Source organism: Pseudomonas alvandae, assembly GCF_019141525.1.
Lineage (GTDB): Bacteria > Pseudomonadota > Gammaproteobacteria > Pseudomonadales > Pseudomonadaceae > Aquipseudomonas > Aquipseudomonas alvandae.
In genome coordinates this window covers 2,293,337-2,317,876 of sequence record NZ_CP077080.1, presented here as the reverse complement: position 1 = coordinate 2,317,876, position 24,540 = coordinate 2,293,337, and the positions used below count along the sequence as shown (strand labels likewise).

Annotated in this window: 23 protein-coding genes and 3 tRNA genes; 8 read left to right on the top strand and 18 right to left on the bottom strand. The window is 59.4% G+C overall.

Annotated features, from left to right (window positions below; translation table 11 throughout):
- Nucleotides 1–73 precede the first annotated feature (73 nt).
- The 5 genes from clpP to KSS97_RS10385 form a co-directional block, all read right to left on the bottom strand.
- Nucleotides 74–709 carry an ATP-dependent Clp endopeptidase proteolytic subunit ClpP gene (gene clpP / locus KSS97_RS10405; protein WP_030140021.1) on the bottom strand — a complete coding sequence of 212 codons (636 nt, stop codon included), beginning with the start codon at nt 707–709 and terminating at the stop codon, nt 74–76.
- 93 nt (nt 710–802) lie between these two features.
- Complete coding sequence (gene tig / locus KSS97_RS10400; protein WP_030140020.1) at nt 803–2,113, bottom strand: trigger factor; 1,311 nt, start codon at nt 2,111–2,113, stop codon at nt 803–805.
- 423 nt (nt 2,114–2,536) lie between these two features.
- Nucleotides 2,537–2,621 (bottom strand) — tRNA-Leu (locus KSS97_RS10395).
- 59 nt (nt 2,622–2,680) lie between these two features.
- Nucleotides 2,681–2,756 (bottom strand) — tRNA-His (locus KSS97_RS10390).
- 40 nt (nt 2,757–2,796) lie between these two features.
- Nucleotides 2,797–2,873, bottom strand: a tRNA-Arg gene (locus tag KSS97_RS10385).
- 281 nt (nt 2,874–3,154) lie between these two features.
- Between KSS97_RS10385 and folD the strand changes: the two genes are divergently transcribed.
- Both folD and pbpG read left to right on the top strand, forming a co-directional pair.
- A complete protein-coding gene (gene folD / locus KSS97_RS10380; protein ID WP_214508978.1) occupies nt 3,155–4,009 on the top strand; it encodes a bifunctional methylenetetrahydrofolate dehydrogenase/methenyltetrahydrofolate cyclohydrolase FolD in 855 nt (284 codons plus the stop codon).
- Nucleotides 4,010–4,338: 329 nt separating this feature from the next.
- Nucleotides 4,339–5,277: a D-alanyl-D-alanine endopeptidase gene (gene pbpG / locus KSS97_RS10375; protein ID WP_030140018.1), complete on the top strand. Its 939-nt coding sequence runs from the start codon at nt 4,339–4,341 to the stop codon at nt 5,275–5,277.
- Between the two features lie 50 nt (nt 5,278–5,327).
- On the opposite strand, the gene KSS97_RS10370 is transcribed toward pbpG, so the two are convergent.
- On the bottom strand, nt 5,328–5,531 hold the full coding sequence (locus tag KSS97_RS10370; protein ID WP_030140017.1) for a DUF6021 family protein: 204 nt from the start codon (nt 5,529–5,531) through the stop codon (nt 5,328–5,330).
- 101 nt (nt 5,532–5,632) lie between these two features.
- Nucleotides 5,633–6,310, bottom strand: a complete 678-nt coding sequence (locus KSS97_RS10365; RefSeq protein ID WP_217861577.1) for a peptidase C39 family protein — start codon at nt 6,308–6,310, stop codon at nt 5,633–5,635.
- A 249-nt stretch (nt 6,311–6,559) separates the two neighbouring features.
- On the opposite strand from KSS97_RS10365, the gene KSS97_RS10360 reads away from it, so the two are divergent.
- On the top strand, nt 6,560–6,715 hold the full coding sequence (locus KSS97_RS10360; RefSeq protein ID WP_187293323.1) for a hypothetical protein: 156 nt from the start codon (nt 6,560–6,562) through the stop codon (nt 6,713–6,715).
- Nucleotides 6,716–6,781: 66 nt separating this feature from the next.
- Here KSS97_RS10360 and KSS97_RS10355 read toward each other — a convergent pair whose 3' ends face one another.
- Both KSS97_RS10355 and KSS97_RS10350 read right to left on the bottom strand, forming a co-directional pair.
- Nucleotides 6,782–7,531: a TerC family protein gene (locus KSS97_RS10355; protein ID WP_217861576.1), complete on the bottom strand. Its 750-nt coding sequence runs from the start codon at nt 7,529–7,531 to the stop codon at nt 6,782–6,784.
- Between the two features lie 28 nt (nt 7,532–7,559).
- Nucleotides 7,560–7,823 carry a hypothetical protein gene (locus KSS97_RS10350; RefSeq protein ID WP_030140014.1) on the bottom strand — a complete coding sequence of 88 codons (264 nt, stop codon included), beginning with the start codon at nt 7,821–7,823 and terminating at the stop codon, nt 7,560–7,562.
- Between the two features lie 136 nt (nt 7,824–7,959).
- Between KSS97_RS10350 and nhaR the strand changes: the two genes are divergently transcribed.
- Entirely contained in the window at nt 7,960–8,856 is an 897-nt protein-coding gene (gene nhaR, locus KSS97_RS10345; RefSeq protein WP_030140013.1) for a transcriptional activator NhaR, read from the top strand.
- On the opposite strand, the gene KSS97_RS10340 is transcribed toward nhaR, so the two are convergent.
- On the bottom strand, nt 8,853–10,007 hold the full coding sequence (locus tag KSS97_RS10340) for an MFS transporter (protein WP_030140012.1): 1,155 nt from the start codon (nt 10,005–10,007) through the stop codon (nt 8,853–8,855). The genes nhaR and KSS97_RS10340 overlap by 4 nt on opposite strands.
- A gap of 281 nt (nt 10,008–10,288) precedes the next feature.
- On the opposite strand from KSS97_RS10340, the gene sstT reads away from it, so the two are divergent.
- On the top strand, nt 10,289–11,521 hold the full coding sequence (gene sstT, locus KSS97_RS10335) for a serine/threonine transporter SstT (RefSeq protein ID WP_030140011.1): 1,233 nt from the start codon (nt 10,289–10,291) through the stop codon (nt 11,519–11,521).
- Nucleotides 11,522–11,593: 72 nt separating this feature from the next.
- Here the strand turns inward: sstT and KSS97_RS10330 are convergent, their stop codons facing one another.
- Complete coding sequence (locus tag KSS97_RS10330; RefSeq protein ID WP_030140010.1) at nt 11,594–12,103, bottom strand: DUF1993 domain-containing protein; 510 nt, start codon at nt 12,101–12,103, stop codon at nt 11,594–11,596.
- A 130-nt stretch (nt 12,104–12,233) separates the two neighbouring features.
- Here KSS97_RS10330 and KSS97_RS10325 point away from each other — a divergent pair, with 130 nt between their 5' ends.
- On the top strand, nt 12,234–12,881 hold the full coding sequence (locus KSS97_RS10325) for a YceH family protein (RefSeq protein WP_217861575.1): 648 nt from the start codon (nt 12,234–12,236) through the stop codon (nt 12,879–12,881).
- 5 nt (nt 12,882–12,886) lie between these two features.
- Here KSS97_RS10325 and KSS97_RS10320 read toward each other — a convergent pair whose 3' ends face one another.
- Nucleotides 12,887–13,708: a shikimate 5-dehydrogenase gene (locus tag KSS97_RS10320; protein ID WP_217861574.1), complete on the bottom strand. Its 822-nt coding sequence runs from the start codon at nt 13,706–13,708 to the stop codon at nt 12,887–12,889.
- Between the two features lie 249 nt (nt 13,709–13,957).
- On the opposite strand from KSS97_RS10320, the gene KSS97_RS10315 reads away from it, so the two are divergent.
- A complete protein-coding gene (locus KSS97_RS10315; protein ID WP_198797801.1) occupies nt 13,958–14,308 on the top strand; it encodes a hypothetical protein in 351 nt (116 codons plus the stop codon).
- 82 nt (nt 14,309–14,390) lie between these two features.
- On the opposite strand, the gene KSS97_RS10310 is transcribed toward KSS97_RS10315, so the two are convergent.
- The 6 genes from KSS97_RS10310 to KSS97_RS10285 all read right to left on the bottom strand — a co-directional run bounded on the left by KSS97_RS10310 (nt 14,391) and on the right by KSS97_RS10285 (nt 23,078).
- A complete protein-coding gene (locus KSS97_RS10310; protein WP_198797802.1) occupies nt 14,391–15,911 on the bottom strand; it encodes a nucleobase:cation symporter-2 family protein in 1,521 nt (506 codons plus the stop codon).
- A gap of 137 nt (nt 15,912–16,048) precedes the next feature.
- Nucleotides 16,049–16,870 (bottom strand): arylamine N-acetyltransferase family protein, encoded by an 822-nt coding sequence (locus KSS97_RS10305; protein ID WP_217861573.1) that lies wholly within the window; start codon nt 16,868–16,870, stop codon nt 16,049–16,051.
- A gap of 110 nt (nt 16,871–16,980) precedes the next feature.
- Complete coding sequence (gene xth, locus KSS97_RS10300; RefSeq protein WP_030140005.1) at nt 16,981–17,775, bottom strand: exodeoxyribonuclease III; 795 nt, start codon at nt 17,773–17,775, stop codon at nt 16,981–16,983.
- Nucleotides 17,776–17,844: 69 nt separating this feature from the next.
- On the bottom strand, nt 17,845–20,421 hold the full coding sequence (locus tag KSS97_RS10295) for a bifunctional diguanylate cyclase/phosphodiesterase (protein WP_198797803.1): 2,577 nt from the start codon (nt 20,419–20,421) through the stop codon (nt 17,845–17,847).
- A gap of 202 nt (nt 20,422–20,623) precedes the next feature.
- Complete coding sequence (locus KSS97_RS10290; protein WP_217861572.1) at nt 20,624–22,195, bottom strand: sensor domain-containing diguanylate cyclase; 1,572 nt, start codon at nt 22,193–22,195, stop codon at nt 20,624–20,626.
- Nucleotides 22,196–22,418: 223 nt separating this feature from the next.
- Nucleotides 22,419–23,078 (bottom strand): ribonuclease T2 family protein, encoded by a 660-nt coding sequence (locus KSS97_RS10285; protein WP_030140002.1) that lies wholly within the window; start codon nt 23,076–23,078, stop codon nt 22,419–22,421.
- 270 nt (nt 23,079–23,348) lie between these two features.
- Between KSS97_RS10285 and KSS97_RS10280 the strand changes: the two genes are divergently transcribed.
- A complete protein-coding gene (locus tag KSS97_RS10280; RefSeq protein ID WP_030140000.1) occupies nt 23,349–24,500 on the top strand; it encodes a mechanosensitive ion channel family protein in 1,152 nt (383 codons plus the stop codon).
- Nucleotides 24,501–24,540 lie beyond the last annotated feature (40 nt).

The window sequence follows — 24,540 nt, the reverse complement described above, 5'->3', positions numbered from 1 at the left end:
AAGGCAATTGCGGGCTTTTTCAAGCCCGCAGGTGATCGGACATGCCGACCACCCTCATTTTGAGCGGCTTATATTAAGCGGGGCGCTGGCTGATCACTTCGTCGATCAGGCCATATTCACGTGCGGCTTCGGCGCTCATGAAGTTGTCGCGGTTCGTATCGCGCTCGATTTCTTCAAGGGTGCGCCCGCTGTGCTTGGCCATCAAGGTGTTGAGGCGCTCGCGAATGAAGAGGATTTCCTTGGCATGGATCTCGATATCCGATGCCTGGCCCTGGAAACCGCCCAGTGGCTGGTGAATCATCACACGCGAGTTAGGCAGGCAGTAACGCTTGCCCTGAGCACCGGCGGTCAGCAAGAACGCACCCATGCTGCACGCCTGGCCGATACAAGTGGTCGAGACGTTCGGCTTGATGAACTGCATGGTGTCGTAGATCGACATGCCGGCAGTCACCGAACCGCCCGGCGAGTTGATATAGAGATGGATGTCCTTGTCCGGGTTTTCCGCTTCAAGGAACAGCAGTTGTGCACAGATCAGGTTGGCCATGTAGTCCTCAACCGGGCCCACCAGAAAAATCACTCGCTCCTTGAGCAGACGCGAGTAGATGTCATAGGCACGTTCGCCACGGGCGGACTGCTCGATAACCATCGGGACCAGACCGCCTGCGGCCTGGATGTCAGAGCTCTGCTGATAAAAAGAATTGCGGGACATGTCTCGCAGTCACTCCCAAATAGTTATGTCTTGAATACGCATAAGCCAGCGCGAAGGCTGGCTTATGGGTGTGTGTTTCTTACCGCGAAACCATCAATCGGCTTGTGGAGCTTCCACCGGCTTGACCGCTTCTTCGTAAGAGACCGCTTTGTCGGTCACGCTAGCTTTCTGCAGAACAGTATCCACAACTTGTTCTTCCAGCACAACCGAACGGACTTCGTTCAGTTGCTGGTCGTTCTTGTAGTACCAGGACACGACCTGCTCAGGTTCCTGGTAGGCCGAGGCCATTTCCTGGATCAGTTCGCGAACACGGGCTTCGTCAGGCTTGAGTTCGAATTGCTTGACCACTTCGGCAACGATCAGACCCAGCACGACGCGGCGCTTGGCTTGCTCTTCGAACAGCTCGGCAGGCAGTTGGTCTGGCTTGATGTTGCCACCGAACTGCTGGACGGCCTGCACGCGCAGACGGTTCACTTCGTTGTCCAGAAGGGCCTTTGGCACTTCGATCGGGTTGGAGGCCAGCAGACCGTCCATGACCTGGTTCTTCACCTTGGACTTGATGGCCTGGCGCAGCTCACGCTCCATGTTCTTGCGAACTTCGGCGCGGAAACCTTCCAGCCCGGTTTCCTTGATACCGAACTGGGCGAAGAACTCTTCGTTCAGCTCAGGCAGCTTCGGCTCGGAAACGCTGTTGACGGTCACGGTGAACTCAGCGGCTTTGCCAGCCAGGTCCAGGTTCTGGTAGTCCTCTGGGAAGGTCACGTTCAGGACGCGCTCTTCGCCAGCCTTGGCGCCGACCAGGCCATCTTCGAAACCTGGGATCATGCGACCGGAGCCCAGCACCAGCTGGGTGCCCTTGGCGGAGCCGCCAGCGAACACTTCACCGTCAACCTTGCCGACGAAGTCAATGTTCAGTTGATCTTCGGTCTGGGCAGCACGATCAGCCACTTCGAAACGGGTGTTCTGCTTGCGCAGGATGTCCAGCATCTTGTCCAGGTCGGCGTCCGACACGTCAGCGCTCAGGCGCTCGACGGCAATGGACTCGAAACCGGCGACAGTGAACTCAGGGAACACTTCGAACGTGGCAACGAACTCGAGGTCCTTGCCTTTTTCCAGCACTTTAGGCTCGACGGAAGGAGCGCCAGCCGGGTTCAGCTTCTGCTCGACCACAGCTTCGTAGAACGAAGACTGGATCACGTCGCCCACGGCTTCCTGGCGCGCATCAGCTTCATAACGCTGACGAATCACGCTCATTGGCACTTTGCCTGGGCGGAAACCTGGAATCTTGGCCTTTTGGGCAGTCTGCTGCAGACGCTTGTTGACCTGAGTCTCGATACGCTCAGCTGGCACGGTGATGCTCATGCGGCGCTCAAGAGCAGAAGTATTTTCAACAGAAACTTGCATGGATATTCCTCGTTGCACAGACGTTGGCCGGGCGTTTCCGACCCCAGAATCAAGGGCATGCATTCTAGTAGGTCAAACTCAAGAAGTCACCCTACTGAAAACGCGCAGGAAACAGGCGCCGAATTAAGGAGCGGGACAATCGGTCATGCCCCGCCCGGTTTGCAAATACAGTCACTCATCGCCAAGGCTCTGCAAAGCGCTTCTATATATAGAAGCGTCATTTCCAACAACCTGGCATGCCGCCTCCAGAGGAAGGCCGGCGAACCTGTCGAGCATCATCGCGAAACACTTTTGCGACGAATCGACTACGACGCGTCCGCGTGAAAACCAGCGCAGACGCGAACACACAACCCATGAAAACAAAAACGGCGCAGCCCTTTTCAGGTTCTGCGCCGTTCTCTGCTAATTAAATAGCCACTTGTATGGTGCGGACGGAGAGACTCGAACTCTCACACCTTGCGGCGCTGGAACCTAAATCCAGTGTGTCTACCAATTCCACCACATCCGCGTTTCAAGCTGTTTAAAGCAAAGGCGCCAGACCGTTAAATCTGGCGCCTTTCTAGAATATGGGGTGGACGATGGGGATCGAACCCACGACAACGGGAGTCACAATCCCGTGCTCTACCAACTGAGCTACGCCCACCATATTGCCTTGTTGCGTTACTTGTGCCAAAGCTGCCTAATGGCGCACCCGGCAGGACTCGAACCTGCGACCATCCGCTTAGAAGGCGGATGCTCTATCCAGCTGAGCTACGGGCGCCTTTTTAATCTGTATTCTTGGACGATTACAAACTAAGTGCTTTCAGTTTTGCCGAGTTGAAACAACCAACTCCGCTCCACCTTCTTAACCAGTGCTAGGCTGTGCCCGACAAGTGCGACGAATGTTATAGACGGCCTGATAGGTCGTCAACTCTTTTCTGAAAAAAATTCATTTAATTAAAGGGCTTAGGGGAATTTGCAGACCAAGCGCCTTTGCCCTCACGCCTCAGCATGCGAGAATGCGTTCTCTTTTTTTCCCCTCTCGATGGTTAACCACGCGCAATGACTGCACAACTTATCGACGGCAAATCGATCGCCGCCAGCCTGCGCCAGCAGATCGCCCAACGAGTCACCGAGCGCCGCGAGCAAGGTCTGCGCACGCCCGGCCTGGCGGTGATCCTGGTCGGCAGCGATCCTGCCTCTCAGGTTTATGTCTCGCACAAGCGTAAAGACTGTGAAGAGGTCGGCTTCCTTTCCCAGGCCTACGACCTGCCTTCCGAAACCACTCAGCAGGCGCTGGCCGACCTGATCGACCGTCTCAATGACGATCCGAACATCGACGGCGTTCTGCTCCAGCTCCCGCTGCCCGAGCACCTCGACGCCTCGAAACTGCTGGAGCGTATCCGCCCGGACAAAGACGTCGACGGCTTCCACCCTTATAACGTAGGCCGCCTCGCCCAACGCATCCCCCTGCTGCGCCCCTGCACCCCCAAGGGCATCATGACCTTGCTGGAAAGCACCGGCGTGGATCTTTATGGGCTCGACGCCGTCGTCGTGGGCGCGTCCAATATCGTTGGCCGCCCAATGGCCATGGAATTGCTGCTGGCCGGCTGCACCGTCACCGTGACCCACCGCTTCACCAAGGACCTGGCGGGCCACGTCGGCCGTGCCGACCTGGTGGTCGTGGCGGCGGGCAAGCCAGGCCTGGTCAAGGGTGAGTGGATCAAGGAAGGCGCGATCGTCATCGACGTGGGCATCAATCGCCAGGAAGACGGCAAGCTGGTGGGTGACGTGGTCTACGAGACTGCCCTGCCCCGCGCCGGCTGGATCACCCCGGTACCGGGCGGCGTCGGCCCGATGACCCGGGCCTGCCTGCTGGAGAACACGCTGTACGCGGCCGAAACGCTGCATAGCTGACAAAAGCCCCAACCAAACCTGTGGGAGCGAGCTTGCTCGCGATAGCGGTGCACCAGGCAACACACTTGTTGACTGGACACGACCCTATCGTGAGCAAGCTCGCTCCCACAGCTTTTTTCAGGGGCTGGAGCTTTGATCAGGCTCGTGGCGCTCGGATTACAAATTTTTCAGATCCGACTCGCCAGGATCCCCGTCCATTAAACTTTATTTATTCTTCAGCCCCGCTGGCATGGGCATATAGCGCTGTCCTCGCCCATACTCATAAAATGCGGCGTTTTTTCAACAAGCCGCTGTTTAATGGCCTTTTTAACTCCATCGAGTCTACTCGCGTGAAAATTCGTCTTTCGATCCTCAGCCTGTTTTTCGCTTTCTCAGGCACCTTCATCACGCAAAACGTCAATGCGCAGGAAACCATCGCGGCGCCACGGGACACATCGAAACTTCAAGTCGCCTCCGGCAGCGCCATCCTGTTGGATTTACAGACAGACAAGGTGGTTTATTCGAGCAATCCGGACGTCGTGGTGCCGATTGCATCGGTGACCAAGTTGATGACGGGGCTGATCGTGCTAGACGCCAAGCAGGACCTCGACGAATACATCTCCATGACCATCACCAACACGCCGGAAATGAAAGGCGTGTTCTCCCGGGTCAAGCTCAACAGCGAACTGTCCCGCCGTGATACGTTGTTGATCGCACTGATGTCGTCGGAAAACCGCGCTGCGGCCAGCCTCGCCCATCACTATCCGGGCGGCTACGCGGCGTTTATCGCGGCGATGAATGCCAAGGCCAAGGCCCTCGGCATGACCAGCACCCATTACGTCGAGCCGACCGGCCTGTCTATCCACAACGTGTCGACCGCCCGCGACCTGACAAAACTCCTGATGGCCGCTCGCAAATACCCGCTGTTGAGTGAACTGAGCACCACCAAGGAAAAGACGGTGACGTTCCGTAAACCGGTCTACAGTCTCGGTTTCCGCAACACCGATCATCTGGTGCACAAGGCCAACTGGGACATCCAACTGACCAAGACCGGCTTCACCAACGAGGCAGGCCATTGCCTTGTCCTGTTGACCAAGATGGGGAATCGGCCGATGGCCTTGGTCATTCTCGATGCGTTCGGCAAATACACTCACTTCGCCGACGCCAGCCGTATCCGCAGCTGGGTGGAGACGGGGAAAAGCGCCAGCGTTCCGGCAGTTGCCTTGCAATACAAAGCCGCCAAGAACCTCAAGAGTCGCCAGAGCGGCGTGGTGGAAGCGTCCAAATAAGGCGGATACGCCCACAATGAATAGCCCCGACTCGTCGGGGCTATTCACATTCAGGGCTTCAGATCGCCCAATGGATCATAAGGCTTGGAAGAAGGCGGATCCTGATCCTTCTCATCCCGGGGCGCCTTCGCGGGACCTATCGGGTCGACTTGAGGATCGTCGAGATCCGGTGAATCCGGATCGAACCCCAGATCGTCATCGCCGGATGAATGCTCGGAAGAATGCGGCCCCGAAGGTGTTTTCGACTGTGCCATTGCTGCCTCCTTGAATCATGGCCCGGAAACTCCAGGCCCTGACGATAAGAACCCGAGGCAAGCATGGTCGTGCCCGACAGGTGACGAACGGGGATGTCACTTCAGTGTGCGTTCCCCAATGCCTTGGTGGCGCGCGCTGCCGCCTGCTCCTGCCCTGACCCGCCCAATTCACCGGCGGCCTTCAGCCAACGCTGCGAGTCGACATTGGCCGGAAGCTGCGTAGGTTGCTGGACCAGCACCGCCCAACCCCCTGCGCCCTTGAATGCTGATTCGAACGCACTAAAACTCATCAACGATCGCCGGTTCATCCCGGAGCGCAGCAGCACGGTGCGTTTCTGTCGGTTATACCCCGCAAGAATGGCGTATCGCGGGCCGGACCAGAACGCCGAACCCTCGGTGTAGCGCAACAGCACGGGATAACCCGCCGCCACCTGTTCAAGCAACGCGCCAAGCTCGCTGTCGAGCGGATAGACCACGAGCCCATACTCTCGCGCCAGGGTTTGCAGGTTCTGCTGCAACCGAGGCTCGCCACCCGGCAAGTGCAGAGGTTTTTCCAACAGTCCCGGGGTGATGACGGTGCCCTGCAAAGTCAGCAGCGCCGCCAGCGACTGCGGGGCGCCCTGATACATTTCGCCCCTATAGAACGGCACGCTGTTGAGTTCCACCCGTTCTGGCAGGCGCTGGATCTGCGGCGACACGCTCCCCGCGCACCCCACCAGGGCGACGAGGCAGGACGCCGCCAGTACCAGTGATCGAAAAGATGAAATGACCGGCGACATAACGACTCTCTCGTTAAAGCAGACCCGGCATCCGGGCCGGGCTTGGGCTTGGGCTTGGGCTTGGGCTTGGGCGGACGATCATAAGGCGCCCGCAAGCCTGGGTATAGCCATTAACGACAGTTTCACCCTCGCAATAGAACGAACCGATCCGTTGGTCGATTCTACGGATCGACTGCTCGTAACACTTCAGCGACTAGACTGTCCATTGTAATGAGTGCATTGCCCGGCCTTGGGCAGAAGGAGGCACAGATGAGCCTGACGACGACTATTCTGATGCTGATATTCGGCTGGTTGAGCGTAGCCACCGCCATGTTATGGGGCGTGTTGCGGATCGCCCGGCGTCACCATCACAGCCCTGCGCGGCAAAACTCGAAACCCGCCAGGGGCCACGCCGCGGCACATTGATATTTATCGGCCTCTCATGAAAAAGCCGCCCCGGCGTTGGACCGGGGCGGCTTTTTTCACGTTGAATCAGTTGTTCTCGACCATCGCCTTTTCCCTGGCGCGCCGGGACAACATGTTCAACACCTCGATCGCCGCCGAGAAGGCCATCGCCGCATAGATATAGCCCTTAGGCACATGGGCACCGAAACCTTCGGCGATCAGCGTCATGCCGATCATGATCAGGAAGCCCAGGGCCAACATGACCACGGTGGGGTTGTCATTGATGAACTTCGCCAACGGCTCGGCCGCCAGCAGCATCACCAGGACCGAAACCACCACGGCAATGATCATGATCGGCAGGTGCTCGGTCATGCCCACCGCTGTAATGATGCTGTCGATGGAAAACACCAGGTCAAGCATCAGGATCTGACCGATCGCGGCGGCAAAACCCAGGGTAACGCCAGACGAGGCCGACTTGGGGTCGTTGGGCGCCGGGTCCATGCTGTGGTGAATCTCGGTGGTGGCTTTCCATAGCAGGAACAGGCCGCCAGCAATCAGGATCATGTCCTTCCATGAAAACGCCTGGCCGAGAATTTCGACGACCGGCTCCGTCAACTGCACGATGAAGGCGATGGTGCTCAACAGGCCCAGGCGCAGGATCAGCGCCATGCCGATGCCTACCCGTCGTGCCTTGACACGGTGTTGCTCGGGCAGCTTGTTGGTCAGAATCGAAATGAAGATCAGGTTATCGATGCCGAGCACGATTTCCATGACAACCAGGGTTGCAAGGGCAATCCAGGCGGTGGGGCTGGCGGCGAGTTGTAACAGATAATCCATGGGTCAGTCCTGACTCGATTAGACGGGGTTAGAGGGTCTTGGTGGAGGTTTCAGATTCTTCAGCGTCTTCTTCAGGCGCTTTCTTGGGACTGATCAGCCCACCCGTGGCGTCGCTGAGGGCTTGTTCGGCCGCCTTGTGCGTATCGTCAATGGCCTGCTTGGCCGTTTCGACCGCTTGTTCCTTCAATTGCTGGGCAAGTTGCTGAGCGCTTTTTTCCGCTTGTTCACAGCCCACCAGGGCCACCGACGACAACGACAGCAAGGCTGCGAGCCCCAGGTTTCTATGCATCATGGACAGTGCCTCTCAGAGAATAGACCGAGCACAAAAGATGGCTCACCGATGGCCCGGAATTCTAGAGACGGAAATACTTCAGGAAAATTCGTATTTTTGGCGGTTATACTTCGGTTTTTACGAAGCGGCCAATGTCATGCTCAATTATCGGCAGTTGCATTATTTCTGGGTGGTGGCGAAAACCGGGAGCATTGTGCGTGCCTGCGAGCAACTGAACCTGACCCCACAGACCATCAGCGGACAGATTTCGCTGTTCGAACAGACCTATAACATCAAGCTGTTCCGCCGTGTCGGACGCCAACTGGAACTGACCGAGGCCGGCCGCCAGACATTGCCGTATGCCGAGCATATGTTCCAACTGGGCGGCGAACTGGAACTGATGCTGCGGGCGCAGCCCAACGAGCAGCAAACATTGTTTCGGGTCGGGGTGGCGGATGTCGTGCCCAAATCGATTGTCTATCGGCTGCTGGCGCCGACCATGGAACTGACTGAACCGCTGCGCATCACCTGTCGCGAAGACAAGCTCGAACGGCTGTTGGCAGACCTGGCAATCCAGCGCCTGGACCTGGTGATTTCCGACAGCCCGATGCCGAGCCACCTGGATATCAAGGGCTTCAGCCAGAAGCTGGGAGAATGCGGAATCAGTTTTTTCGCCACCGCCGCGCTGGCCGATCGTCATGGACGGGATTTCCCCCACGGCCTGCATGACGCCCCGCTGCTGATCCCTGGGCCGGAAACCGTGATCCGCAGCCGCCTGCAACGCTGGTTCGCCGAGCAGCAGATCCAACCGCGCATCGTCGGTGAATTCGACGACAGCGCGCTGATGCAGGCGTTTGGTCAATCCGGCAGCGGGATTTTCATCGGCCCCAGCGTGATCGCTGAAGAGGTCAAGCGGCAATACGGCGTGCAAGTCATCGGCCAGACTGATGCAGTGAGCGAGTCCTTCTACGCCATCTCCGTGGAGCGCAAGGTCAGCCATCCGGGCATCGTCGCCATCGCCGAAGGTGCGCGCCGCGAGCTGTTCAGCGTCTAAGCGCAGGCCGCACGAGGCTTGAAGGTCATCAAAAGCAACGCCAACAATATCGACACCAGGATGAATCCGGCCGCCGCGAAACCGACATTGCCCAACCCCAGGGTATCAATGACCCGCCCGCCCACCATCGCGCCCAGGCCAATGCCCAGGTTGGCGCCAGCGATGTTCAGCGACGCCGCGAACGCCGGTGCCTCGGGTGCGGCTTTCATCAGCCGTACGTGGCTGACCAGAAACAAAGCCGCTTGGGTCACCCCCCAAATCCCCATCGCAGCCGCCAGACCCAGAGTCGAATGAATGCTTGGCACCAGTGCCACCATCCCGCCGATCATGAACAGGCAGAACACCATCGACGCGATCAACGGGTGCCGGTCCACCGCGCGACCGCCCAGGGAATTGCCCAGCAAGCCCACGGCGCCGAAGCCCATCAAGCACCAGCCCACGAGCGTGCCGTCGAAGCCGGCCAGGCGTTCAAGAATATCCGCCAGGTAGGTATAGGCAGTGAACATGCCGCTGAAGACCAGGATCGAAAGCAGCACATGCCCTTGCATCAAAGGGCTGCGCAAGATCTTGAATTGCGAGCGAAAGCTCACCTGATGCTGATGCAGGTTCGTCTTCGGCAGGTAAATGAACAGCAGCAGCGCCTTGGCAAACGCGATGACCGCCAGGATCGCAAAAGCACTGCGCCAGCCAAACGCATCGGAGATCAGCGTGCCCACCGGGATGCCGAACACGGTGGCGCAGACGATGCCAAAACCGATCCTGGCGATGGCACGCCCGGCGAACTGCGGCCCGACGATGTCCACCGCCGTTTCACTGGCCAACGCCCAGAACACTGGCAGGCCCAGCGCCGGGATCAACCGGGCAACGGCCATCACCCAGATATTCGGAGCCAGCGCTGCCAACGTGTTGGCCAGGCCGAACATCACCAGCACGCTGATGAACAATTTGCGCCGCTCGACACGGGCGAACCAGGCGGTCAGGAACGGCCCGAACGCCGCCACCGTAAACGCAAACAAGGTCACCAGCAGCCCGGCCTGGGGAATGCTGACCTGAAGATCGCGGGCAATGGCGGGGAGCAGGCCGACGATGATGAATTCCGTGGTCAGCACCGTAAATCCGGCGGCAGACAACAGGAAGATGGGCAACAGCATGCAAGACTCCAGCAAAACGACGACACCAGCGTTAGCCAAGGGCCCGCTGGAGATATTGAAAGGTGAGGAAAACAAAGCCTAACAGAATGTTCCTTCCGGCAAAATGCGCTTAAACGTGCGGGTGACGGATCGTCACAGGTCCGTCAGATTTTTCGTCGGGCTGTGATAAAGTCCGCGGCCTGCAAATTGCTCCACCTTCTTTTCGGTCCAGCTCATGTGGCCTGCCCGCTTGTTGCCCTGATTGGCTGACCGTTGCACATAAAAAAATCAGAGATGCCGTTATGACTGCTGTGTCCCCTTCACTTTTGCAACGCCTCAAACAGACTGGCCTGGTCACGCGAATCATCATCGGCCTGATCGCCGGTATTGTCCTGGCATGGCTGGCGCCAGATCTGGCGAAATCCACCGAGTTCATCGGCAAGGTGTTTGTATCCGCGCTCAAGGCCGTGGCGCCGATCCTGGTGTTCGTACTCGTCATGGCCTCCATCGCCAACCACAAGCACGGCCAGGAAACCCACATCCGGCCCATCCTGTTCCTGTATCTGCTGGGCACTTTTGCCGCGGCAGTGGTCGCGGTCATTGCCAGCACGTTGTTCCCCTCCAGCCTGGTGCTGGCCACCCAGGACGTTGCCGTCACGGCGCCAGGCGGCATCAGCGAAGTATTGCAAAGCCTGGCGCTCAGCGTGGTCGATAACCCGGTCCGTGCGTTAATGACCGGCAACTTCATCGGCATCCTGGCCTGGGCCATCGGCATGGGCATCGCCATTCGCCACGCGGGCCAAACCACGCGCACCGTGCTGGAAGACCTGTCCAACGGCGTGACGGTGATCGTACGGCTGGTCATCAGCTTCGCCCCGCTGGGGATTTTCGGACTGGTGGCCTCGACCCTCGCCACCTCCGGTTTCAGCGCCCTGCTCGGCTACCTGCACCTGTTGACCGTGCTGATCGGCTGCATGCTGTTCGTGGCGCTGGTGGTCAATCCGCTCATCGTGTTCTGGAAACTGCGTCGCAACCCGTACCCACTGGTGTTCACCTGCCTGCGCGAGAGCGGCATCACCGCGTTCTTCACCCGCAGCTCGGCGGCGAACATTCCGGTGAACCTGGAACTGAGCAAACGTCTTGGCCTGCATGAAGATACTTACTCGGTTTCCATCCCGTTGGGCGCTACCATCAACATGGCCGGCGCGGCCATCACCATCACGGTCCTGACATTGGCGGCCGTGCATACGCTCGGCATTGTGGTGGATGTACCAACGGCCGTGCTATTGAGCGTCGTCGCAGCGATCTGCGCCTGCGGTGCTTCCGGCGTTGCCGGTGGTTCGCTGTTGCTGATCCCGCTGGCGTGCAGCCTGTTCGGTATCCCCAGTGAAATCGCCATGCAGGTGGTTGCGGTGGGCTTCATCATCGGTGTGCTGCAGGATTCGGCTGAAACGGCTTTGAACTCGTCCACCGATGTCTTGTTCACGGCGGCGGCTTGCCTGGGCGAGGAAGAGCGAGCGCAGCGTACTGCGTAAACCGTACAGCCCCGCAAAAAAGAAAAGCCCGGAACGGCTCGCACCGTTCCGGGCTTTTTCATGGCGGTGGCTTTAGAAAGCGCCCATGTAATCACGCTTGCCCACTTCCACGCCGTTATGACGCAACAATGCGTACGCGGTCGTCACATGGAAGAAAAACTGCGGCAGGCCATAGGTCAGCAAATAATTCTGGCCAGTGAAGCGCTTCTCCTTCGGCGTGCCCGGACGCGTCACGATCTCGATGCCTTCCTTGCCATCGATCTGCTCAGGCTTGATCCCTTCGATGAAGGCCAGCACCTTGGTGATCAACGCTTGCAGCTCGGCGAAGGTGGTCTCGCTGTCGTCATATTTCGGCACCTCAACCTCGGCCAGGCGCGCGGAAACACCCTTGGCGAAGTCCACGGCGATCTGCACCTGGCGCACCAGCGGGAACATGTCAGGGAACAGGCGGGCCTGCAGGAAAGCGTTCGGGTCGATGTTCTTCGAAGTGGCGTGGGCCTCGGCCTTGTTCAGGACGTCGCTCAGGGCATTGAGCATCTGCTTGAAGACCGGGACGGAAGCGGCATACAGGGAAAGTGTCATGGCAATCTCATGCGAGTGATAGAAGGGAATACATCGAACGTGGGCGATTATAGCCACGGCTTGTTACGCACCTTGTCTTTTATTGCGCAAGGATTACGCTAGGCGGCTTCCACAGCATAGGGAACGCGCGATGAGCATCGAAGAACAAAGCCCGGCCGACGAACCACGGCTCACCAGCATAGAAATCCGCATTCTCGGTGCACTGATCGAAAAACAGGCCACCAATCCCGAGACCTATCCTCTCACCCTTAACGCCCTGGTGCTGGCCTGCAACCAGAAAACCAGCCGCGAACCGGTGACCAATCTCAATCCAGGCCAGGTCGGCCAGAGCCTGCGAGCCTTGGAAGGCCGCGGCTTTACCCGATTGGTCATGGGCAGCCGCGCCGACCGCTGGGAGCACCGGGTCGACAAGGCGCTGGAATTGGTGCCAGCCCAAGTGATCCTGATGGGCCTGCTGTTCCTGCGCGGCCCACAAACGGTCAATGAACTGCTGACCCGCAGCGGCCGCATGCACGATTTCGAAGACACCGAGCAGGTCGTGCATCAGCTTGAGCGCCTGATTGCCCGCGGCCTGGCGCTATTGGTTCCGCGCCAGGCCGGCCAACGTGAAGACCGTTATGTGCATGCCATGGGCGATCCGGCGGACATCGAGGCCATCCTCACCGCCCGCCACCAGCCCGCCGAGCGCAACACCGCTGGCGGCGTGTCGCTGGAGCGCATCGAAGAGCTCGAAGCGCGCATCGCGGCGCTGGAGGAACGGCTGGCGCGGTTGGAATAACAGCGCTACGCGGCCCGGGCGAAAGCCACGGCTTTTTCGAACTGCTCCAGGTTGGGCCGCACGCCGGTGTACAGGACAAACTGCTCCAGGGCCTGGATCGCGATGACTTCCAGCCCTGTGATGACCCGCTTGCCTTCCGCCCTGGCGCGCACGATCAACGGCGTTTCCGAGGGAATCGCCACGACATCGAACACGGTCTCGGCAGCGGTAATGGCGGACGGCTCGAATGCCAGCTGATCCGCCTCCACGCCCCCGGTCATTCCGATCGGCGTCACGTTGATCAGCATCTGTGGCCGACGCTCTCCCAGTTCGGCTTGCCAGTCGTAACCCAGGGAATCGGCCAGGGCGCGTCCGGTGGTTTCGTTGCGAGCGACGATCAGCCCGTTTTTGTAGCCCCCGTCGCGCAAGGCGCTGGCGACCGCCTTGGCCATGCCACCACTGCCCCGTAGCGCGAAGGTCGACTCCGTGGGCACGGCATGGCTTTTCAATAGTTGGGCGACGGCGATGTAATCGGTGTTATACGCCTTCAAATGGCCGTTGGTATTGACGATGGTGTTGATCGACTGGATCGCCGCAGCGGAAGGATCCAGCTCATCGACCAAGGCTATGCAAGCCTCCTTGAACGGCATCGATACACCGCATCCACGAACCCCCAGGGCGCGGATACCGCCCACGGCCCCGGGCAGGTCCTGGCTGCTGAACGCCTTGTAATAGAAGTTCAGCCCTAATTGTTCATACAAATGATTGTGGAAACGCAGGCCGAAATTGCCTGGGCGCCCCGACAGGGACATGCACAACTGGGTGTCTTTGTTGGGATTCATTTGCATACGGGTCTCCTCCGAGCACTTTTCGGACAAACGGAATCGCCGTCCTGACCGGTTTATTCGATGATCAGACACCGGGCGTAGGGCAGCGACTCGCCCGTTTGTGTAAAAAAAATCAGCGACAGACCTTACACAATATTTACCCAACGGCGTCGCAAATCCTGGGAAAATCGCTGTCATAGCAAGTATCCCCGCGCCCCTACTTGGGTCTGTTGCAGACCACAGGCGCCGGGGCCGGAACGAGGAATCGCCATGAAACGCACACTCCCCATCATCGCCCTGCTCGTGGGGGCACTCGCGGTCACCGGCCAGGCATCCGCCCATGGTCGCGGTGGTTGGGAGGGGCCCGCAGTGTTCGGCGCCATCGTCGGCTCTGCCATCGTCGGCTCCGCGCTCATCAGCCGTGACCGGCCGGTGTACGTCCAACAGCCGGTTTATGTGCAACCGCAACCGGTCTATGTGCAGCAACCCCCACCGGTCTACTACCAGCCGCAGCCGGTGTACGTGGAACAACCGATCTACTACCGCCCGGCTCCGGTTTATTACGGGCCACCACGGGGCTATTACTACGGCCCGCCACGCGGTCATTACGGCCGCTGGTAATCAGTTATCAGGCAATAAAAAAGCAGCCTGCGGTCGATGACCCCAGGCTGCTTTTTTCATGAAGGAGTCCTGTTATCAGGATTCAGACATGCTCGCTGCTTTTCAGACGCGCCGGGCCATGCTCTGGCGCCAGATGGTCAGGCACCGCCACCACCGGTATCTCATTGCCATCGCAGTCGTGCAGTTTGCCGTCGCTGAAATAGTCGCCTTCGCGCAACGCGGCCAGATCCTGATACCGCAAGACCCGCTCGGTGCCGGCGGCGAACACCGATTGTTGATCGGAATTACCGGCGGTGAGGTGGTTGAAGGCGAGGTTCAGGACAATCGCCATGATGGCCGAAGAGCTGATGCCGGAATGGAAAATAGTTGCGAACCAGCTTGGGAAATGATCGTAGAAGTTAGGCGCGGCGATGGGGATCATGCCGAAGCCGATAGACGTGGCGACGATGATCAAGTTGACGTTGTTGCGGTAATCGACCTTCGACAAGGTCCGGATACCGCTGGCCGCAACGGTACCGAACAGCACGATACCCGCACCGCCGAGTACCGACGTCGGCACGGCGGCAATCACCCGGCCCATGAACGGCAACAGCCCGAGCACCACCAGGAAAATCCCGCCAGTGGCCACCACGAAACGACTCTTGATACCGGTCACCGCCACCAGGCCGACGTTCTGGGCGAAGGCACTCTGGGTGAACGAGCCGAAGATCGGCGCGATCATGCTCGACAGCATGTCAGCGCGCAAGCCGTTGCCCAGCCGCCGGGAGTCGACCTTGGTGTCGATGATCTCGCCCACCGCCAGGATGTCGGCTGAGGTCTCCACCAGCGTCACCATGATCACAATGCACATCGACAGAATCGCAGCGATATGAAAGGTCGGCATGCCAAAGTGGAACGGCGTTGGGAAACCGAACATCGGGCCTTCGCTGACCGATGAAAAGTCGGCCATGCCCAGGAACACCGCAATGACCGTACCGATGACCATCGCCAGCAGGATCGACAGCCGGGAAATAGTCGCGCTGCCCATTTTGCTCAACAACAACACCAGTACCAGCGTCACAGCAGCCAAGCCGATGTTGGCCATGCTGCCGAAGTCAGGGGCGTGGCTATTGCCGCCCATCGCCCAGCGCGCCGCCACTGGCATCAGTGTCAGGCCGATAGTGGTAATGACGATGCCGGTCACCAGTGGCGGGAAGAACCGGGTGATCCGCGAAAACACCGGGGTGATCAACAGACCAATCAAGGAGGCGGCGATGACCGCGCCAAGGATCGCCTGGAAGCCCCCTTCACCACCGGTGCCAACAATCGCAACCATGGTCGCGACGCCTGAAAACGAAACACCTTGGACCAGTGGTAATTGGCAGCCAAAGAACGGCAGGCCAAGGGTTTGCAGCAGGGTCGCCAGCCCCCCCGCGAACAATGAGGCTGCGATGAGCAGACCGATGTCTGCCGGCGACAGTCCGGCCGCCTGGCCGATGATCAAGGGCACCGCGACGATGCCGCCATACATGGTCAACACATGTTGCAGGCCGTAAGCCATATTCGCGCCGACGCCGAGGTTTTCGTCCTCGGGCCGTGGGAGTGAAACATGGGGCGTTTTCATGGTTCGGGGGTTCCCTGTTTTTTGTTATGCGCACACTGTATTCAAAACTCAGGCCAATGTCCATAGAGTTGTATACAACTTGTTGCCAGTGGCGGCATCAACAGGACTGCAATTTCCAAACCATAATGATCAAAACGTCACACCAATAGCTGCTCGATGGCCGGACGCAGCGAGGCCAGTGGCGGCACTCGCAGGCTGAACTCATTCTCCAACAGCTCGATCAACTCATCGGCGTCGTTGATGGTGCGACGCTCGCTTTCATGCCCGATTCGGTGCAACGCATAACTGTTGCCGTTCAGGGTCTTGCGCACCCCATCGCCGGTGCGAGCGACCATCAGGCGGCCCATGAACGGTGATTCCGGGTGGGAGCAGACGTACCAATTGCCGACGGTGAAGTCGATTTCCTCTTGGCATTGCAGATCGAACAGGTACATCGGACGCCATTCATCGGCGACTTTTGCACGCAACAGATAGCCGTCCTCGTTGACGTCGATTCGATACGGCTCATGCGGGGTCAGTTGCATCTCGCGGCTATCCAGCAGCAGCGGCGCAGTCGGCACCATGCCGCCGAAGCCGACGTCGGTGATATAGCGAACATCATCGATTGTCACCAGGCTCAAGCGATGGGTCCGTGCAGTCCAGGCACCTTCGGGGGCATTCATGACCACCCGTCCGGTGATCGCACGGACGTTGAAGCCGAGCGCCTGCAACAGCGCGAAGAACAGTTGATTGAGTTCGTAGCAATAACCGCCGCGCCCCTGTTCGAAAACCTTCCGCTCCACCGACTCCAGGTCGATCGGCACGGGTTCGCGCAGCAGTGTCGAAAGCGTTTCAAAGGGGAACTCGGCGGTGTGGCGCCATTGAAGCTGGCGCAGCGTTTCAAGGGTGGGTGGCGGTGCCGAGTCGAAGCCCAGGCGTCGCAGATAACGACCGGTATCGCTCAGTCGAAGTTGGCTCATGGGGGACTTCCTTTCCTGTGGAGTGCAGCGTTTTCAATAAGCGCGCTGCGATTGGGCAGGTATAAGGCATTTCCCGTCCACGGACAATCTGCCGGGTGCCACGCCGCCGTTCAACGCCGCTTGCGCGAAGACAACCGGATCCAGGTCGGGGCATGGTCGCTGGGATGTGGCTGGTTCCTCACCCAAGCGTCCACGCCCGCCTCGCTCAGGTAGGCACTGGCCAGCGGATTGAGCAACAGGTGGTCGATGCGCAGCCCGGAATTCTTCTGCCAGTGCTGACGGAAATAATCCCAGAAGGTGTAGATCCGCTCCTCGGGGTAGAGGTGGCGCAATGCGTCTGTCCAGCCTTGGTCCAGCAATCGCTGATAGCATTCGCGGCTTTCTGGCTGCAACAGCGCATCCTTGAGCCAGGAGCGCGGGTTGTAGATGTCCATGTCAGTGGGCACCACGTTGTAGTCGCCAGCCAGCACCACCGGATGGTCACTCGCCTGCAGCCCTTGGGCATAATCGATCAGCCGCTCGAACCAGGCCAGTTTGTATTCGAACTTCGGACCAGGCTGTGGGTTGCCGTTGGGCAGATAAAGGCACCCCACCAGAACGCCATGCACCGCCGCTTCAAGGTAACGACTGTGGCTGTCATCGTCGCCGCCCGGCAAACCGCGCCGGCTCTCCAGCGGCTGCGCATCGCGGGCCAGGATGGCGACGCCATTCCATGAGGCCTGGCCATGCCAGATTGATCCATACCCCACCGACTCCAGCTCCGCCGCGGGAAAGTCCTTGTCCGCCGCCTTGAGTTCCTGCAAACAGACGACGTCTGGTTTCTCCCGCTCCAGCCACTCCAGCAGATTAGGTAGCCGGGCCCGGATGCCGTTGATGTTGAAGGTCGCGATCCGCAGGTTTTTCATGGGCCATGAACTCGATATGCCAAGACACTATCTGTGACCGGCGACAAGCTGCACAGGTTGCAACAAATCTCAGGAGCCGGTTCGCGGCAACGATCGACCGCTTTCGAGCAGGTCTGCAAACGCCTGCTTGTCGATAGGCCGGCTGAGGAAATAGCCTTGCACTTCGTGACATTGATCGGTGCCCAACGAACCCAGTTGGGCCAGGGTTTCCACGCCTTCCGCGGTCACGGTCAGGCCCATCGCCTTGCCTAGGTTGATGATCGCCTGGACCACGGCGCGGTCATTGCTGCTGTTGCTCATCGAGGCGATGAAGCGCTTATCGATCTTGATGCCATCGAACGGATAGGTGCGCAAATAACCAAGGGACGAATACCCGGTACCGAAATCATCCATGTTCAAGCGCACGCCCAGTTCCTTGAGCGCGTTCATGACCTGCAGCGCGCCGTCCACATCGTTGAGCATGACGTTCTCGGTGATTTCCAACTCCAGGCGACTGGCCGGGAAATGGGTTTCGATCAATACCTGGCGCACATCCTCCACGACGTCGCTGCGTTCGAATTGGGCCGGCGACAGATTGACCGACACCATCAGCGCGCGCGGCCAGCTCAGCGCGGTTTCGCAGGCTTCGCGCAACACCCAGCGCGAAAGCGGAACGATCAGGTCGGTTTGCTCGGCCAATGGAATAAAGGCATCGGGGCCCAGCAAGCCTTGGGTTGGGTGCTGCCAGCGGACCAGCGCCTCGACAGCCACGATCTCCCGCCCATCGACCGTATAGCGCGGCTGGAAATGCAGGACGAATTCGTTTTTTTTCACCGCCTGGCGCAGGTCGTTTTCCAGCTGGCGACGATGCTGGATCTGATCGTTCATGTGCGAAGCAAAATAGCACCAGGTCTTCTTGCCCTCGGACTTGGCCTGGTAGAGGGCAATGTCGGCGCAGCGGATCAGCTCGCCCGGCACGTAGCCTTGGCGGCGGCTGACAGCGATGCCGATACTGGCACCTATGTGCAGCGAGTGAGTCTCGTAGTGGATCGGCTGCTGCAGGCTTTCGATCAGCCGTTCGCAGAACCGGTCAATCTCAGTGGTGTTTTCCATCCCACTGAGCACGACGACAAATTCATCACCGCCCAGGCGCGCCACCATGTCGTGCTCACGGGTGCAGTCGCGAAGCCGCTGGGCCACGTCCAGCAGGACCGCATCACCGGCTGGATGGCCGAGCGAATCGTTGATCGGCTTGAAATTGTCCAGGTCCACCATCAGCAGCGCCAGCGGCGCGGAATGTTCCTTGGCCACCAAGGCATCATCCAGGTGACGCGCCAATTTGTTGCGGTTCGGCAGGCCGGTCAGGGCATCGTGCATCGACAGGTGCTGGACCTGGGCATGGGCCGCCACCTCGTCGGTGATATCACTGGCGGTGCCGCGATACCCGGTTACGACGGCCTTGTCATGGATGGGCCGCGCCGACACTCGACAGAATCGCAATTGGCCGGAATGGTCGCGGTACGAGCAACGCAAGTTGCTGGCGTGCTGTTCTTCGTCCAGTTTGCTTAGCCACAACGCAATCGGCGTGGTGTCGCAGTACAAGAGCTGTTCGATATCCTGCCCCAGCCATTGCTGGTCGGAAAAACCCGTGACCGTGTTGAAGCGCCCCGACAGGTAGGTGATGTGCCGATGGCTGTCGACTTCCCAGATCCAGTCGGACGCGGCCTCGGCCACGGCGCGGAAGCGTTCTTCGCTGGCCTCGAGGGCCTGTTTCGACTTTGCGAGGCTGTCATACCCGGCGTCCACCTGGCGAGCCGTACGCATGGCATATCGAAAAAAGTAGGCGGTGAGCAACGCCAGGATCAGCAACGCCCCGCCCAATGGTGGTAGCAGGGACCAGAGCAGTTGCTGGCCCGGCCGTTCCAGCCGCGACACCAGGCTGTAGCCGGTGCTGTCCAGTGGCACGGCGGGCTGGTCGGAAGCCAACGCCGTATCCTTCACCAGGTTCAAGTCGGTGAGGCCATAGCCCTTGCCCAACTTGCGCAGCTTGACCGGCGTTAACTGATCGACGAACAGCAACATCGACGTGCCACGGCGATCGACCTGGGGGCGTTCGTCGTTGGGCGTGATCACCGATGCAGTGACAATGGCCGGCCAGCCGTCGAACAACGTGTAGCGGATCAGCGGCATCGTCAGGTCGGCCTGTGCCTGGAGCTGATCCACCAGGTCCGCCAATGGCGTGTCGATATATTCTGTCGCCTCGGCCTGGACATGCTGCCCACGTACCACCGCATACTTGGTGCGCTCGCGATCAATCACAAACACACCCTCATACTCATCGTTGGTGAACAGGGTCTTGCCCATGTTCTGTTCGGCGTAGGCCCACTGCACATCGACTTCGCCATTGAGGTGCTCATACGCCGTGGTCCAGAAGGCGTAACTGGTGATGTAGTTTTTCGACGCCGTGATTCGATTATCGAGGGCGCGTTCGATATAGAAATGCGTCTTGCCCACGTCCTCCGCGTCCAGCTTCTGCGCGATGTTGAACAGCACGGCGATGGCCACCAGGACACCTGCGACAAACAACACGCCGAGACCTATGACCAGGCGCAGGGTAATCGGCGCATGTCGGGTGACGTCAGAAGGGGTATCGGCAGTGGTATCCATTGACCTACTCCTGTCCTTTCGGCGCTGGCTTCGCCGTGCAAGCTTCACAACATGAACCGCAATTGACCCTTGGTTTTTTTAACCGTAGCAGCCAACCCGCGCCAATCGACGAACCCACAGGATTTGCCGAAAAGGCCTACGCACCATGTGTGGAAGTGTTGAGCAATGGACCGCTATCCGCGGCCGATGATTCCAACCGATCTCAACGATCAGAGCGCTCCAACGCGCAGAGTCCATCTTCCATCGACAGCGCCGCGACGCGGTTCCGCCCGCCGTGCTTGGCCTGGTACAGCGCCGCGTCAGCTCGTTGGATGAAGACTTCGATGCTATCCAGGCTGCTGGGCACGAAGGCATGACAGCCCAGGCTCACCGTCAGATAGCCGGTGGGAGAACCCGAATGAATGATGTTTTTGTCGATGACGCTGCGACGGATCTGCTCGGCCAGCGCCATGGCCCCTGGCAGGCTGGTATCGGGCAGCAGGACCGCGAATTCTTCACCGCCAAAACGCACCGCCAGGTCGGCCTTGCGGTGGCAGCAACCCTTGAGCACCCTCGCCACCTCCGCCAGGCAGTGGTCGCCGGCAACGTGCCCGTAGGTGTCGTTGTAGCGCTTGAAAAAATCGATGTCGAGCATGATCAGGCTCAAGGGGCTGCGCTGACGGGCGCCTCGGCCAAATTCGATGTCCAGCGCCCGCTCGAACAACCGTCGGTTCGCCAGCCCGGTCAGGCTGTCGTGGGTGGCGATCAGTTCCAACGCCTCCTGGGCCTTGCGCAGGTCCGCCTCGATCCGCTCGCTGTTGCGCACCTGACGCACGAATACCCAGCCGAACAAACAGATACCCAACACCACCAAGGCAACGATGAGGCTGGATTGAAAAGCCGTGTCGTACCAACCCGCCAGGATCGCCTCCTCGGACATCGCCGCGGTCACCACCAGCGGATAAGCCTGCAAGTGCTGGTGCGCATAAAGCCTGACAACGCCGTCGGGTGCGCTGCGAATGATCGCATCGCCGGCGCCGGCGTTCGACGGCTCATGCTTATAGATGTGCTCCTCGGCCAGCGGTTGGCCAATCATGCCTTCGTCGAACGGCCGCCGCGCCAGCAGCGTACCGTCGGACAGCGCCAGGGCCATTTCGCCTTTGGCGTCGAGATTGAAACTCCTGAAGAACTGATCGAAATACGACATCTTGATGCCAGCCAGCAGCACGCCCTGGAAATTGCCTTTGGCGTCATTCAATCGACGGGAAACCGGGATGATCCAATCACCGTTTTGTCGACTCCGGATCGCCGGGCCGACATGGGCGATCAGCGAGGCGTTCTGCTGGTGAAACTTGAAATAATCACGATCCGCGATCCCCGCGCCCCGGTGCAGGCTTGCAAAGGACGTAATGACCCACTGGCCGTTCTTGTCGAACAGGAACAGGCCATGCAACTGCTCCAGCGATTGCACCCGCCGGGCGAAGGTCTGCTGCAGGCGCGGTCGTGTCGACGGGCCGAACCCGTCGTTCTGGATCCAGTCCGCCAGGCTGGCCAGCACGAGGTCAGCCTGTACGAACGTGTCCTGGGCCTGTTGGGCCATGGCCCGGGTGAGGTTGGCCGAGGCAACACGCGCCGAGTCCAGGTCATGACGACGGGACTGCTCCAATTGAAAATAGAGCAAAGCGCAAAGGCACAGGCACACTGCGGCGATGAACGTCACCGCAGCCTTGAGCAACGGCAGGCGTTTCAAGGCGCCGCCGGGCGCATGGTTCGGATCATGGATGGGGATAGGCAAGCGAAAATCCTGGGGAGGGCAAAACATGAGCGAATCGCTCAAAAGCCCCCAATAATCGGGAGCTTAGCGTACCGCTTGGGGGGCGGCAATTTGCCTTTAGGAGGAAGTCGATGGATGGCCGAGTGGATCCAAAAACCCCGGTATTTTCTGGCCGATATGCCCTTCAAAAGCTCATTGAACATGCCTTTGGCGGGACATACCGCCTCTGTGTCGGAAAATGCGCTCAGCGAACCGGGGGGACTCGGATTTCGCCCGCCCTGCATTGAGTCTTGACGCCTTTGCCACAGGCGGTAAATGCCAAGTCCTTGTCCATGCACACCCGTACTTCCGATAACTGCGGACCACGGCAAATCACGGCGACACCATCGGCCTCGATACCAGGATTGCTTTGGCGAAACAGCCGGATGATTTCATCGGCTTCAAAATAATGAGAGGAAGTGAAAGGTTGCAATGGCGTCGGAATCTTCACTGCTCCAAGCGCCCGGTCGGAAGCGTCTAGGTAACCCATGGCACCGAGGCCGCTGCAGGTGCCGTGCTTGGACCACTCATGTTCCAGCAGTTTGCGGGTAGGAAATAGCGTCAAGCCTTTCTCGCGCTCGGCAGCGGTCAAGGGCATCTCGGTCGAACACGATTGTGGCCAGCCACCCCTGGCATATTGCGGCCAGAGACCGTGCAGGACAAAACCGTAGCCTTTGCCGGAGCATTGCGAGTCGTTCTGATGGGTAAGGCAGAAGGTAGGTGACCAGGACAGCGACAGTACGTAATAGTCGAATACCCCTGCAACCGGCTCGACTCCGGCGTCGCGCGGCTCGCGGGCGTTGCCTGTGCTGATGAAGCCCAGCGACAGGATGAACAGCATGATTATAGGTAAACGTTGTTTCATGACCCCTCCTTGGGACAGCGTTCGAATTGAAGAAGAACAACTCGGCGAAGGATTATTCCACAAGTCCTGTTTCAGTTAGCCAACGGACAAGATTGTTGACAATAACCTGCCAGGTATCTGCATCGCGCATCGACACCTGCCATTGAGGCAACAATAAATTTGAACGGCACCAACCCCACATGAACTAACAAAGTTCATGGCCCGGCCAGTGTCTTTGCACCGAATCGGCCAGGGCACAACCTGAACAGCAATGGCACAGGTGACCCGCCAATGGATTCAAGCTCCCTCGAAATTTTTACCGACACCCAACTGCTCGGCATTTCCATCGCCAATTGGTTACTGGCCCTCAGCGTGATGACGCTGAGTTTCATCGTCGCCAGGGCCGGTATCGGTTTCCTGTTGAAAAACGTGCGCGCCCGGGCGCAGAAGCCCGACGCCTACATCAGCCACATCGCCGTCGAGGTGCTGTCCAGCACCAGCAATACCTTGTTGCTGCTGGCCTCGATCCTCATAGGTATCGGTGTGCTGGATCTGCCGGAACGCTGGCTCGGACGGGTTAGCAGCCTCTGGTTCGTGGTCGCGGCCTTGCAGGTGGGCCTGTGGGCAAACCGGGCGATCGCCCTGGCGCTGATGCATTATTTTGCCCGGCACAGCCACACCGATATCCATCAGAAAAGTGCCCTGGCAACGTTGAGCCTCTGGGGCGCGAAAGTGTTCCTCTGGGCGGTGGTGCTGCTGGCCATGCTTTCCAACCTCGGCGTGAACATCACCGCCTTCATCGCCAGCCTCGGTGTCGGCGGCATCGCCGTTGCGCTCGCCGTACAGAACATCCTTGGCGACCTGTTCGCCTCGCTGTCGATTGCCGTGGACAAACCGTTCGAAGTGGGTGACTTCATTGTCGTCGGCTCGTTGGCCGGTACCGTGGAGCATGTCGGCCTGAAGACCACACGCATCCGCAGCCTGGGCGGCGAGCAGATCGTCATGGCCAACGCCGGGATGATCAGCACCACCATCCAGAACTACAAACGACTGCAGGAACGCCGCATCGTCTTCGAATTCGCCCTGCCCCAGGAATGCTCGACCGAACAGCTTCGCCAAGTGCCTGCCATCGTCGAAAGGATCATCAAGGCCCAGGAAAAAACCCGTTTCGACCGCGCGCACTTTCGCAGTTTCGGCGAAAGCACGCTGGAATTCGAAACGGTCTACATCGTCCTGGACCCCAGCTACAACGTCTACATGGACATCCAGCAAGCCATCAACCTGGGGATGATGGACGAGTTCGCCAGGATCGGCGTGCGCTTCGCCATGCCGTCCCGGGCCGTGCATGTGGCTTCGTTGCCGGAGATGCCTGAACAACTGACCCAGGGCAACACCGTCAGAAAACCGCTGCGAGTTGATGCGTCATCCGGCGCCCAGCATTAACTTGCAAGTTCGCTTCCATGACCCAGCGCAACTGACCACC